The 14044-nt window shown below is 32.2% G+C and carries 10 protein-coding genes and 1 pseudogene; 2 read left to right on the top strand and 9 right to left on the bottom strand.

The genetic code is table 11. From position 1 onward, the window contains the following. Positions 1-238 precede the first annotated feature (238 nt). The 3 genes from AC13CQ_RS11445 to rpsO form a co-directional block, all read right to left on the bottom strand. Complete coding sequence (locus AC13CQ_RS11445) at positions 239-2446, bottom strand: Ig-like domain-containing protein (protein ID WP_474507811.1); 2208 nt, start codon at positions 2444-2446, stop codon at positions 239-241. A gap of 171 nt (positions 2447-2617) precedes the next feature. Next, complete coding sequence (locus AC13CQ_RS11440; protein ID WP_337901626.1) at positions 2618-4834, bottom strand: polyribonucleotide nucleotidyltransferase; 2217 nt, start codon at positions 4832-4834, stop codon at positions 2618-2620. A 320-nt stretch (positions 4835-5154) separates the two neighbouring features. Then, positions 5155-5424: a 30S ribosomal protein S15 gene (gene rpsO / locus AC13CQ_RS11435; protein ID WP_008612139.1), complete on the bottom strand. Its 270-nt coding sequence runs from the start codon at positions 5422-5424 to the stop codon at positions 5155-5157. 152 nt (positions 5425-5576) lie between these two features. Between rpsO and AC13CQ_RS11430 the strand changes: the two genes are divergently transcribed. Next, positions 5577-6440 (top strand): hypothetical protein, encoded by an 864-nt coding sequence (locus AC13CQ_RS11430; RefSeq protein WP_474507387.1) that lies wholly within the window; start codon positions 5577-5579, stop codon positions 6438-6440. Positions 6441-6517: 77 nt separating this feature from the next. On the opposite strand, the gene accD is transcribed toward AC13CQ_RS11430, so the two are convergent. The 3 genes from accD to tamL all read right to left on the bottom strand — a co-directional run bounded on the left by accD (position 6518) and on the right by tamL (position 11204). Further along, positions 6518-7375: an acetyl-CoA carboxylase, carboxyltransferase subunit beta gene (gene accD, locus AC13CQ_RS11425; RefSeq protein ID WP_335588548.1), complete on the bottom strand. Its 858-nt coding sequence runs from the start codon at positions 7373-7375 to the stop codon at positions 6518-6520. A gap of 154 nt (positions 7376-7529) precedes the next feature. Further along, positions 7530-8597 carry a class II fructose-bisphosphate aldolase gene (gene fbaA / locus AC13CQ_RS11420; protein ID WP_008612144.1) on the bottom strand — a complete coding sequence of 356 codons (1068 nt, stop codon included), beginning with the start codon at positions 8595-8597 and terminating at the stop codon, positions 7530-7532. Between the two features lie 72 nt (positions 8598-8669). After that, entirely contained in the window at positions 8670-11204 is a 2535-nt protein-coding gene (gene tamL / locus AC13CQ_RS11415) for a translocation and assembly module lipoprotein TamL (protein WP_008612148.1), read from the bottom strand. A gap of 41 nt (positions 11205-11245) precedes the next feature. Here tamL and AC13CQ_RS11410 point away from each other — a divergent pair, with 41 nt between their 5' ends. Further along, positions 11246-11974 (top strand): TrmH family RNA methyltransferase, encoded by a 729-nt coding sequence (locus AC13CQ_RS11410; RefSeq protein ID WP_337901620.1) that lies wholly within the window; start codon positions 11246-11248, stop codon positions 11972-11974. A 256-nt stretch (positions 11975-12230) separates the two neighbouring features. Here the strand turns inward: AC13CQ_RS11410 and porT are convergent, their stop codons facing one another. From porT to AC13CQ_RS11395, 3 genes and pseudogenes are all read right to left on the bottom strand, one after another. Further along, positions 12231-12953 carry a type IX secretion/gliding motility protein PorT/SprT gene (gene porT, locus AC13CQ_RS11405; RefSeq protein ID WP_008612151.1) on the bottom strand — a complete coding sequence of 241 codons (723 nt, stop codon included), beginning with the start codon at positions 12951-12953 and terminating at the stop codon, positions 12231-12233. 33 nt (positions 12954-12986) lie between these two features. After that, a complete protein-coding gene (gene ubiE / locus AC13CQ_RS11400) occupies positions 12987-13718 on the bottom strand; it encodes a bifunctional demethylmenaquinone methyltransferase/2-methoxy-6-polyprenyl-1,4-benzoquinol methylase UbiE (RefSeq protein ID WP_335588551.1) in 732 nt (243 codons plus the stop codon). A gap of 199 nt (positions 13719-13917) precedes the next feature. Continuing rightward, a pseudogene (locus tag AC13CQ_RS11395) lies at positions 13918-14044 on the bottom strand (IS982 family transposase); the annotation flags it as partial.

Genomic DNA, 14044 nt, shown 5'->3' with positions numbered 1-14044 from the left:
TGGGAAGCTATGGTAAAGTGACTGACTAATAATTCAGGGAGGATAAAACGTAATAGGTCTAATGATAATTCCAATGCAAGTCTTTTTTTTACAAAGATCGAATTTTACTTCTATTTACACACAACTTTTTGACTTGATCCGAAACTTCCTTGTAAAGATATAACGGATAGCCCGGCCCGAAAGGGAACGCCATGGTAATGTGGGTATTAATTAGGTATAGATTGACTTAGAATACTTTTTAGTAGTATTTAAATAAAAAGAAATCCTCCACATCGTAAAATGCTTTATGTTGATTGGAAAATATTCCTTCAATGAGGTCGGATGTTTGTGAATTGTTTAAATTTTCTTTTAGTGATTTATTAAGGTATTCATCGTAGTTTTCTATAGAATGATATTTCCTTATGTCTACCTGTTGAATGTTTAAATTTTGATTTTGAAAATCATCATTAATATTCCAAGTATTTAGTTCGTTTGGTAATTCTGGTAAAATGATTTTTTCATTTTTTTGACTATTAAAAATTATTTTCCATTTATATACTTCTTGAGATTGATTATTGTTTTCGATATAAATGTTTCCAACAGCGTGCCCTGCTCCAGTTTTATTAATATTTATTTGATTATTGGTGAAAGTATAATCTAGCGTCCATGCGGGGATGTTGTAGAATTCTTTTGGTTCTCCCACACTTTTAGTGAAGTAATTTCCGATAGACAGATCATAGCGGTATTTATAAAAATTGGAATTAAAATCATAATTAAATCCATTGTAGTTATCGAAATTCCCGCCAAAATTCCATAACATGTTAAATTTATTATTTATAAAGTCATTTTCATCAAGATATCCATTAATTACTAGCGTCATACTATTTTGTTCTCCAGAGGTGTTAGAAACAGCTGCATTTATTGTTCTTCTTTCTATACCTTCTGTTTTAAATTGGTTATAATCTAATTTGAAATCATCAGTAATACTATCCCTATCTAGGAGTAAATATTTATAATTATAGTTATTATGGTTTCTATATGAAAAATAAATTTTTGAGGATACTGGTTGTTGTGTATTTTCATATAGTTCTATCCACATCTCGTTCGTGTTGTTTGAATATTGGCCGTTATAATCACTTCCGTATGCATTTACGTTAATAACTGACCCTAAGGTAGATTCAAAATTTACTCCCGTTGATTGTATTCTCTTTCTCGCTTCTTGAATTTCTCTCTTAGGAGTTTTTATATTTACTTCGGATGGGTTATTAATGGTTAAATCTTGAAAAGTTGTTAAATAGCTTGAGTCAATATAGCCAGAAGATAATGCAGCAAAAGTAAGCATGAAAGACTCTTCTTTGTTTATATTCTTTTCTGTAGTTAATGTAATAGATCTGGTATTATTTAAGACCTCTTTTATGTCAAGAATTTTTCCTTCATGATTTGATGAAAAAATATAAAATCTCGAAAATGTACTGCTTAATGCTTCTTCAGGAATATTTATAGTAATAAGTTTTCTGTGGATTTTAAAGTTTGTTGTGCTAACGGATGTGTTTCCTAGTTTATCTTTTGCAGTAATACGAATCTGTTTTTCTCCTGTGGAATAATCATCTGGGTTGAGTTCAAATGAGATTTCTGAAGCAACGCTGTTTAGAAGGATACTATCATTCAATTTTATTTGAACACTGTCTATTTCTGAATATACGTCTTTTAAAGCAGGCTTTATGACAGTGTTTTCAATGACAATATCTTTTTCTTTTATATCTTCAAAAGTTATTTCGGGCCCTGTGTTGTCGGTTATAAATTTGACTTCATAAATTGTGGTATTCTCCGCTGCGTCTTCAGCAATTATTTTTAAAGTTTTTTCACCATCTTCAAATTTAGTAGAATCAAAGTTAAGACTATAGTTATTGTCTTCTAGCGTTTCAAATTCTACAGTTTCGTTATTAAGGAATGCTTCTAAATTTGTAATATCTTGGTCGTCTTCAGCAATAAAAGAGATTGTATTTTCTGTTCCATTTAAAATAGTGCCTTCTTCAAGAGATACTTTAGAGATTGTTGGTAAAGTATTGTCAATATATATTTCTTGCTCAGAAACAGCTGTATTTCCACTATTGTCTTGGGCTACTATTTTTAAAGAGAAGACTTCCCCTTTGTTGGCTGTACTTTTCTTAATGGAATTGAATGAATTTAAGTCGATACTTAATTTAAATGGAGCTGTTTTATCTTCGGCAACTTTTATATCATTAATATAAGCTTCGACTTTACTGATTCCTTTTTCGTCATCAGCATTTATATTTATTTCCATTTTATTTCCTACAATAGGAATCTCATTAGGAGTTTCAGCTTTTTTTACTCCTTCAATTTCAAAACTAAGAACGGGTGGAATTGTGTCTATTTCTTCTTCAAGATCTTTATCACATGAAAATATAATCAAACAGATTATTAGTAGTAGGTTAACGTTTTTCATTATTAGGTTAGGTTGATTTGATTGCAATATAGAATTTTTATCGAATTGGAGTAATTTTTTTCTTTAATAAGAATCTTTTCTAATTGTAAATTCTTTAAAAATTGACAAAAAAAAGTCCGGTATACTATTAATACCGGACTTTTTTACCACACTTTAAAATTAAATAAATATTTAATCTCTTCGAGGTTTTCTATCGCCTCTATTGTCTTTAGATCTATTATCGCGGTTTCCATCTCTTTCACGAGGTGGTCTTTCTGCGTAGCCTTCTGGTTTTGGAAGAATGGCTTTTCTAGATACTTTTTCTTTTCTTGTTTTTGGATCTACTCCAAAATATTTAACTTCAAAAACATCTCCTAAATTAACAACATCGGTAACATTGTCTGTACGTTCCCAAGCTAATTCGGAAATATGTAAAAGTACTTCGTTTCCTGGAGCTGCTGTATATTCTACTACAGCACCAAAATCTAACATTTTAATTACTTTTACTTCGTATACTTCACCTTTTGTAGGCTTGAATAATAAAGAATCTATTTTTGCATTTACGGCATCAATTCCTTCACTTCCAACGCCTAAAATTTCAACGATACCTTCTTCTGTAACTGGGTCTTCATTGATAACAATAGTAGTATCTGTTTCTTTTTGAAGTTCTTGGATTACTTTTCCTCCTGGACCAATTAAAGCTCCAATGAATTCATTAGGAATACGTCTAGTTACCATTTTCGGAGCATGTCCTTTAACATCTGCATTTGGAGTTGCAATTGTGTCGGTTAGTTTCTCTAAAATATGTAAACGTCCATTACGAGCTTGTTTCAATGCTTTTACTAAAATCTCGTAGCTTAAACCTTTTACTTTAATATCCATTTGGCAAGCAGTAATACCATCTGCAGTACCTGTTACTTTAAAGTCCATATCTCCTAAATGATCTTCATCTCCTAGGATATCCGATAATACAGCATATTTTCCAGATTCAGCATCAGAAATTAATCCCATAGCAATTCCAGAAACAGGTTTTATTAATTGCACTCCAGCATCCATTAATGCCATTGTTCCAGAACAAACGGTAGCCATAGAAGAAGAACCGTTAGATTCTAAAACTTCTGATACTACACGTACTGTGTAAGGGCAATCTTCAGGAACCATTCCTTTTAAAGCACGTTGTGCTAAATTTCCATGACCAACTTCACGACGAGAAGTTCCACGAATAGGGCGTGCTTCTCCAGTTGAAAAAGGAGGGAAGTTATAGTGTAAATAGAAACGCTCTTCTCCTTCATAAGATGGCATATCTATTTGATTTGCTTCTCTACTTGTTCCTAAAGTAACAGTTGCTAATGCTTGTGTTTCTCCACGAGTAAAGATTGCAGAACCATGTGTTGATGGTAAGTAATCTACTTCACACCAAATTGGTCTTATCTCGTCTGTTTTACGTCCATCTAAACGTAAACCTTCGTTTAATGTTAAGTCTCTTACAGCTGCTTTTTCTGCTTTGCTGTAATATTTAGAAATTAAATCTCCAAACTCTTCTTGCTCTTCTTCAGAATAAGATGCTACAATTTCTTCTTTAATTTCAGCAAATGCTGCTCCTCTTTCATGTTTAGAAGATCCTGCTTTTGCTACTGCATAAACTTTATCGTAAGCTAATTCATGAATTTTTTTAGCCAATTCTTCATCTTCTCTTTCTGGCTCATATTCACGAGTTTCTTTTTTACCAAATGCTTCCGCTAATTTTACTTGAGCTTCACATTGAACTTTAATAGCTTCGTGTGCAAATTTAATTGCGTCTGCCATTTCTTCTTCAGAAATCTCATCCATTTCACCTTCAACCATCATTACAGAGTCTGCAGAAGCTCCAATCATCATATCGATATCAGATTCTAATAACTGTGCTCTTGTTGGGTTGATAACAAACTCACCATTTACACGGCCAACTCTAACTTCAGAAATTGGACATTCGAATGGTAAATCTGACAATTGAATAGCGGCAGAAGCGGCTAAACCTGCCATTGCATCTGGCATAACATCTTCGTCATGCGACATTAATTGTACCATCACCTGAGTTTCAGCGTGGTAATCTTTTGGGAACAAAGGACGTAATACACGGTCTACTAAACGCATTGTTAATACTTCTCCGTCACTTGGTCTTGCTTCTCTTTTGAAGAATCCACCAGGATAACGACCAGCAGCAGCAAATTTTTCTCTGTAATCTACTGTTAATGGTAAAAAGTCTACATCCGATTGTTTGTAATTGGAAACAACTGTACATAATAACATACATTTTCCAGATTGTACTACAACACTTCCGTGTGCTTGTTTTGCTAATTTTCCCGTTTCTAGAGAGATAGTTCTACCATCTCCTAAATCAATAATTTCTCTTTTTACTTCAGGAATCATATAATTTTTAATTTACCTACATATGTAGGAGTTAAACATAGGGTTTCCACAGTTATTGCGGAAGTAGTTGTGTTGTTGTAGTTGTTGTTACCCAATGAAAAACTATTAATTTTAAGCTTTTTTATCCCTTAAAAGGGGATTGTTTTTGGTTTTCACCCAAATAGAATCTATTTAGATACTATTTGCTTATAAATGCTAAAGGTAATAATTATAGTTCGATTATCTGTAAGAAATTATAATTCAGATAATTTACGCTAGTTACCTCGTCTTTTTTTTATTCGTTTAAATAAAAAAAGGGAGCAAATTTGCTCCCTTATATCTTACTTTCTTAATCCTAATTCTTTGATGATAGCACGATATCTTGTAATATCTTTCTTCTTCAAATAATCTAGTAAGCTTCTTCTTTTACCTACTAGCATAACTAATGAACGCTCTGTATTGAAATCTTTACGATTGTTTTTTAAGTGTCCAGTTAAATGATTAATTCTGTGTGTGAACAAAGCAATTTGTCCTTCTGCAGATCCGGTGTTTTTAGCATCACCACCATATTGTTTAAATATGTCTGCTTTTACTTCTTTAGCTAAATACATGCCAATATTATTTAAATGATTCTTATGTATTTGATAGATTTTCTATCAGTGGGCGCAAAGATAACAATAAATTTGATTATCTAACGTTTTTTATGGTAGATTATTTAACGGCTAAAATATAGCTAATTTATTAATTATAAACATATTATATTATGAAACTAATCTCAAGAAATTTATTAATGATGCTGATCCCTACTACTATCTTAATTGTTTCTTGTAATGATGATGATTCTAATGAATCAATAGATGGTTCTCCAACCGAAGCGCTAACTGTTCAAGAGGTTAAAACAAGTATGGAAGCTACACAAGTTTCTGATGAAGTTGATGATATTGTTGATTATATGGTAGTTTCCGATTTAGGAAGTTCTTCTAACAAACAAACTTCAATAAGTTCTAAAGGATGGCTACCAGATTGTTACACTATTTCTACGGAAGCTAGTGGTGATAATTTTATGATTACACTAGATTTTGGACAAGGTTGTGAAATGCCAGACGGGAGAAATATTGCGGGAATGTTGACCATGACAAAATCCAATGTTTCAGATTCTACTTCTTTTACGCGTAATTCTGAAGTTAAGTTTGAAAGTTTTACTATAGATAGTGTTACTGTAAATGGTAGTAAAACATATCAACATACTTTTGCGGATGATGAAAATCCAAAGACTATGGTGGCTTCAGAAATAACACTTCTTTGGGAAGATGAATCTACTATGCAAGTAAATTCTGAAAAAACAAGAGAGTGGATTGAAGGTTTTGATGATGGCGAATGGGGTAATAGTGCTTTTTTAGTTACAGGAACTACCACTGTTATTAATAAAGATGGAGTTACTTATACAAGTGAAGTTACTACGCCTCTAAGAGCAGAACTGTCTTGTAACTATATTGTGAGTGGAGTACTTACACTTTCTAAAGATGAAGCAAGTGCCGAAGTAGATTTTGGAGATGGCACCTGTGATGATAAAGCAATGTATAGCGATCCTGAAGGAAATACAACAGAGATTACATTAAAAAAATAGGAGTATAGAAATTTCTAAAAATAAAAATCCGTAGCATTTAAAATGTTACGGATTTTTTATGCGATATAAATAAGTTTTTACGCTCTCATCGGTTGGTTTAAAATAAGATCGATATATTGATTGATCTTACTTTTTAGATCTCTACGGTGTGTAATAAAATCTAAAAAACCATGTTCTAATAAGAATTCTGAAGTTTGAAAGTTTTCTGGTAAATCTTTTCCAGTAGCTTCTTTAACAACTCGTGGTCCAGCAAAACCAATTAAGGCGCCTGGTTCTGCAATGTTAATGTCTCCAAGCATTGCGTATGATGCTGTTGTACCTCCTGTAGTTGGGTCTGTACAAAGCGAAATATATGGAATACCGAGGTCTGAAAGTTGCGCTAATTTAGCCGATGTCTTTGCCAACTGCATTAACGAAAGTGCAGCTTCCATCATACGGGCACCACCAGATTTAGATATCATTACAAAAGGAACTTTCTTTTTGATAGCATAATCTATAGCTCGTGCTATTTTTTCTCCTACTACACTTCCCATAGAACCACCAATAAAGGCAAAATCCATACAAGCAATTACTAATTCTTTTCCTTTAGATTTTCCAACCGCAGTTCGAACGGCATCTTTTAATGCTGTTTTTTCTTGCGCTTGTTTTAATCTATCTGAATATTTTTTGGTGTCAACAAAACTTAAAGGGTCTTTAGATTCTAAATTAGGATCTAATTCTTTAAACTTATTGTCATCAAATAAAATTGAAAAATACTCTTTACTACCAATCCGAACATGGTAATCGTCTTCTGGACTAACGTAGAAGTTCTTAGCAAGCTCATCTGCTTCTACAATTTTTCCTGTTGGCGATTTATACCACAGTCCTTTGGGGGTATCTTTTTTTTCTTGGGTAGTGGTTTGTATACCTTTTTCTTTTCTTTTGAACCAAGCCATATTCTTAGTATAATTTAATCCCTTATCGAGTTTGATTTCTCGATACTTTACATCGGAATGAGTTAAATAGTTTTTCCTATCAGTATCTCGTAAATGCCGAGATATATAAGAAAGCCTCCAGAGAAAAAAAAATTCGCTGGAGGCAATCAGTTTATTATAACGTATTAACGTTGTTTAAATCTTCAAAAGCTTTTTTAAGTCTGGTAATGAAAGTTTTTTCACCTTCACGAATCCAAACTCTTGGGTCGTAATGCTTTTTATTTGGAGCATCATCACCATCAGGATTACCAATTTGAGCTGCTAAATAATCTGCTTTAGCACCCATGTAATCTCTAATTCCTTCTAAATATGCATATTGAAGGTCGGTGTCAATATTCATTTTAATAACTCCGTAACCTATTGCTTCTCTAATTTCTTCTACAGTAGATCCAGATCCTCCATGGAATACAAAATCAATGGTATTTGCTGGTACGTTGTACTCTTTAGAAATGTATTCTTGAGAATTTTTTAAGATTTTTGGTGTAAGTTTTACGTTTCCTGGTTTGTAAACTCCATGTACATTTCCAAAAGCAGCTGCAATAGTAAATCTAGAAGATACTTTTGATAGTTCTTCATAAGCAAATGCTACTTCTTCTGGTTGTGTATATAATTTAGAATCGTCTACATCTGTATTATCAACACCATCTTCTTCACCACCAGTTATACCTAGTTCAATTTCTAATGTCATTCCCATTTTCTCCATTCTTTGAAGATATCCACAACATGTTTCGATGTTGTCTTTGATGTCTTCTTCAGAAAGGTCAATCATATGTGAGCTAAAAAGAGGTTTTCCAGTTTCAGCAAAGTGTTTTTCACTTGCATCTAGCATTCCATCAACCCATGGCAACAATTTTTTAGCACAATGGTCGGTATGAAGAATTACAGGAACTCCATATTTTACAGCTAGTTCATGTACATGTTTTGCTCCAGCAACAGCTCCGGCAACAGCAGCTTGTTGACCGTCGTTAGAAAGTCCTTTTCCAGCATTAAACTGTGCGCCACCATTTGAAAATTGAATAATAACAGGAGCATTTAAATCTGCTGCTGTTTCTAATACAGCGTTGATAGTGCTACTACCTATTACGTTAACTGCAGGAAGTGCGAATCCTTTTTCTTTGGCATAGTTAAAGATTTTTTGTACTTCATCTCCTGTGGCTACACCTGGTTTAATGTTATGACTCATAAAATTTTAGTTTCAAATTTATATTTAGTTGTTTTATGTAATGCGTTTGCAAAAATAATAAATTTAGCGCTCTTAGAAAGGATAATTAATACCAATATTATATACTGCATTACCAAAGTTGTAATCTGTAAACCATCTCTTACCTTGATTATATGATGGATCGTATGTTTTAAATCCAATATCAAAACGCAAAACAAAGAAATTAAAATCATACCGAAGTCCAAATCCTGTTCCTAATGCAATTTCTTTTAGAGATTTAAAATCTTCAAAAACAGCTTCTTCTTCATCTACGTTATCTAAAAAGTTCCAAATATTTCCTGCATCGGCAAAAAGAGCTCCTTTAAAATCGCCTATTAAATTAAATCGATATTCTAGATTAAAGGCTATTTTTAAGTTTGCTTCATTAAAATCGTTTACGTTATCTGTGCGCCCTGGACCTAAAGAATATGGTTGCCAAGCTCTATTGTCGTTAGATCCTCCTGCAAAATAACTTCGGATAAAAGGGATGTTATCTGCATTTCCATATGGAATAGCAATTCCTAAAAAGCTTCTAAAAGCAAGAACATTACTTCTAGATAAACGCCAGTATTTAATATAATCTAATTCTGTTTTTACATATTGTGAATATTGGACTCCAAAAATTAAATTTTTACCATCTTCATTTTGTTCAAAATCTACTATTGGTGCGAGGGCAGAAAGTAGGTTTCCAGCAAATTCTATTTTTCCTCTAAACTGAAAGAAATTATTGTCATTTACATTTCTTCGATTGTTTTTGAAATAGGTATAATTACTAGAAAAAATTAAATTATTTGCGGTAAGTCTATCACGTCTGTCTTCTAATCTAGAAACTTCGTTATAATCACTTTGAGAAGTAGTAATTGATCCATCGAGCACATCGTTTGTAAATCCAGAAGTTCCATCTGGAATTACTAAATTTCCGTTGGAATTGTAATAACTAGTGTCGGCTACTTGTGTGTAATTATCTGCAACATCATTTAGATCTCCATAACTATTATCATACACATCATAATATCTATCTGTATTTAGGTTTTTTACATATTGAATGTTCAATAGTTCAACAATATTTTGACGCTGATTAGTAGGTTTCCACTTGTAACGTAAAATTCCGTTAAAGGTTTGTTTGTCTAAACCGATATTTTTTTGAAGTGTGGTTCCAAGAGAAAATCTAGTTTCAGGAGACATAGATTTCGGAATGATACCATCCGTATTAAAAGGGAAAAATATACGAGGAAAGTTTAGTCCTATGTCGGCTCCAAATTCTGCTAAGTTGAAAAAACTACTACTTGTATTTTTAAAATCTGATGAAGAACCTACAGTTCCCCTTAAAGCAATGTCTAAAGTTTCGGCTCCTCTAAAAATATTTCTACTAATGAGCGAAGTACTAAAAGAAATTCCAATATCTTGAATGTTTGAATGTAATAAATCGGTGCTAAAACCTAAAGAAAATCTAGGTCTAGGCGCAAGGTAGATGTCTGTATTTAGTTTGTTATCGGTACTATCTGCATAAGAGTAATTAATATTTGGGTATTTAAAAACCTTTAAGTTGTTTATCTGTTTGGAGGTTAATGCGCGGTCAGATTCTTTATAAACATTTCCTGGGAGTATTGCAATAACATCGGTTAGTGCATTTGGGCGGTATTTTAATTTGTTTTTGAAATAGATGGTGTATCCATCATTTTCAATAGTTTGTAAAGAATCTTGATTGTCGCCAAAAGTGTAATCGGCATATATATTAACTTTCTTTATATGGTGGATTTTATATTCAAAACCATTTATAGAATCTCCTTCTGTTTTATTATCAATATCAACTTCAACAGGCATTTTATAATCTTGGCCTGTTGTTGTATCTCTTTCAATATCAAAACTAATGGCATTTGGCTGAAACTTATAGATACCGTTATTAGCAAAAATAGATGTTAAACGTTCTTTTTCAGCTTGAAAATTATCAAGGTCAAATCTTTGTCCGGTTCTAATTCTTGAGAAACGTTTGTATCTTTTGTAAAGAGAATCTAAATCTTTAGAAGCTATGGCAGTAGTAATAGTATCTAAATAATAGGTGGGACCTGTAGTAACGTTGTAATTTACCTCTGCTCTTTTTTCTTTTTGACCTGCGGTATCTATTTCAAAACGGACATCGTTATTAAAATAACCTTTTGTTTCGTAATATTTATTAAGACGTTCGGCAGATTTAGCAGTTTTTAGAGGATCTACTATTACGGGTGCTTCTCCAGTTTTTTTTAGCCAGTTATTAAAATTTATTTTATAATCGGCTACCTGTACTAATTGCTTTTTTGAGATAATTTTTTCGAAAAAATTGATGTCGTTTAAATTGCTATCAAGTCTGGCTGTATAAAAAGAGTCGGCATTTTCTCGTGCTAAATTATAAAGCGCTAATCGCCCTAAATTATTTGGTCTTTGGGAGATTAAACCTTGAACTTCGTCATTCTTAATCTTCTCATTATTTACAGAAATACTATTCTTGGTAAGTAATAATTGACCATCTTTTACCCTTTTTATGGCATTACAAGAACTTATAAATAGTATTACAAAGAATAATACTGTTATTTTTACAAAAAAATGTCTCAATCGGGTATTTATTAATTTAACGTCAAAAATACATTATTTGGATGGTTAGCAAAAGCGAAATAAAACTTATAACGAGCTTACATCAAAAAAAGTACAGAAATAAAGAAGGACTTTTTATTGCTGAAGGCGTAAAAGTAATTAATGAATTGTTGAAATCTGATTTTAAACTTCATAAAATTTATGCTTCCGAAGAAAATATAGTAAATATAGCTCCCGAAAAAGTTACTTTGGTTTCTGAAGGAATCTTAAAAAAAATGAGTGCATTAAGAACTCCAAGTCCTGCTTTAGCAACTTTTTATACCAAAAAGACAACTGAGATTATTGAAGATGGCTTAACGCTTGTTTTAGATGATGTCCGCGACCCTGGTAATTTAGGGACAATTATTAGAATGTGCGATTGGTTTGGGATCTCTGCGTTGGTATGCAGTGCTAACACGGTAGATTGTTACAATCCAAAAGTTATTCAAGCAACGATGGGGTCTTTAACCCGAGTAAATGTGGTCTACACCGATTTAGAGAAATATCTTACTAAGGAAACTCGTGCTGTATTTTGTGCCACTATGGAGGGAGCTAATATATATAAAACTGAAGTGCCTCAAAATGCAGTTCTCGTAATGGGGAATGAGGCAAATGGTATTTCTGAGGCTATTTTATTACTGATTAAAAATAGAATTAGTATTCCTCGTTTTGGAGACATTCAAGCTACAGAAAGTTTAAATGTAGCTACAGCTACTGCTATTTTGTTGAGTGAGTTTAAACGACGATTTTAGTGATTGAAAGATTGAGAAATTAAAAGATTGAACAATCTAAGGATTGAAAAATTGAATTGTTTAAGAATAAAAACCTGTTATAAGTATTCGGTTAGCTGTAAGTTTTAAATTTGTGAATGTTTTAATTTGAAAATAAAAAAGAAGACTGAAGTCGGGAGTCCGATGTCCGAAGTTAGAAGAAAAAAATCTTTGTTCTTGATTCTTTAATTCTTGATTTCTTTTAACTCATTAACTTTTTTACTTTACAAACTTTAAACTATTCAAAAGTAAAATTAATAAAAACACCCCTTGAGTACATATGGTTTATGTTTGAAGTCCAATTTGGATCGACAGCATTTGTACTCGGATTGTCTTGAATTAATTCATCAGTTAAAGCAAAAACACCACGAATAGAAGGAGAGAATTTAAAATAACGTAAGTAGAAATCGATACCGAAACCTAATTCATAATAATACGTAGTCTTTTTCATTCTAAAAGTCCCAGTACTATTGTCTTCAGCGCTATCTTCACTGCTGCTTAAATTTAAAGAAGTAGAAACTCCACCAACCACAAAAGGTTTAAAATTTCCTAATCTTTTAGTACTTGCTTTAATCAATAAAGGTACGTGTATATAAGTAGATTTTACTTCTCGGATGGCGTCATTTTCATCTGCAAACCCTGGAAAAAGCAAATCTCTTTGAGTGTAATAAAGACCAGGTTCTAAACGGATATCGAAATAATCATTAATTCTTAATTCTCCTATAAGTCCTACGTTAAAACCGATGCTTTTACCAACTAAAACGTCTGTTTTGTATTGAGATTCATCATATTCTTTATAATCAAACTTAAAGTCGTATTGATTAAAGCCTAAAAAATACCCCCAATTGAGTCGCTTTTTGTCTTCGTTTTCTAAATTAAGAATGGGGTCTTCATTAAATTGAGCGAAGATTGGCTGGTAGCAACACAGTAAAACTGTTATAAAAAATAAGGTGTTTTTCATTTTACAGGTTAAGTTAGTCAAGGTTAAGGTCTCTTATTTATAAGCTTCATAAATGGTTGCAACTCCAAAGGTTTGCGGTTTATCATCTACATTAATAAACCCAATTTTGCGTAAAATATTGTTGAACTTTTCTCCAAAAGGAAAAACAGAGGCCGATTCCGATAAATATGCATAGGCAGAACGGTCTTTAGAAAACAATCTTCCAATAGTAGGTAAAATGGTTCTGGTGTAAATATTGTATCCTTGTTTGTAAGGTGGTTTTGTAGGGTTTGAAGTTTCTAATACAACAAAAATCCCTCCCTTTTTTAATACCCTATAAATCTCTGAAAGTCCTTTTTCAAGGTCTTCAAAATTTCTTACACCAAAAGCAACAGTTATTGCATCAAAAGAATTATCGTCAAAAGGTAAAGACTCGCTATCTCCAATTACCATATCTATTTTGTTAGACAGCTTTTTGTCGGCAATTTTTTGTTTGCCTACCTCAAGCATTCCAGGAGAAATATCTAATCCAGTAATTTTTTCAGCAGCTGTTTTTAAAGCCATATTTATGGCAAGATCTCCAGTTCCTGTGGCTATGTCGAGAATATTTTTTGGCTTAGTGTTGTTTACTAAACTCACTACTTTTTCTCTCCATTTTATATCAATACCAAAAGAGATTACTCTATTCAATCCATCATACTTTCCAGAAATGGTATCAAACATTTGGGTAACCTGTTGTTTTTTTCCTAATTCAGAATCCTTATAAGGCGTTACTTTCTTCTCCATCTACAAAATTTTGGTAAATATAATACTTAGATTTTATCTGGTCGATTTAAATTGAATTTACTCGCTAAGCGAGATTTAAAATCCCTTTTTTGCTTTTTGAAAGTAAGGTATTCTTACACAAAAAAGTCTATCAATATTGAGGTATTTATCTGAGGTTAATAATCTTCGTGAGTAATTATATTTAATACCCGTTGTGCATTTAGGCAATATTGATTTTTAGGTTATTGATATTTCTGTTGAATTCAAATATGTTTATATATTGAATGACCGTCATAGCCGTAATCTTAGATAATATTCTGTTTTTGAATCCCTCAAAAGATTTAGCA

It is taken from the genome of Galbibacter sp. L-19 (genome assembly GCF_056857615.1).
Note: the sequence above shows the minus strand (reverse complement) of the source record. Positions and strands in the feature narration are given on the sequence as shown.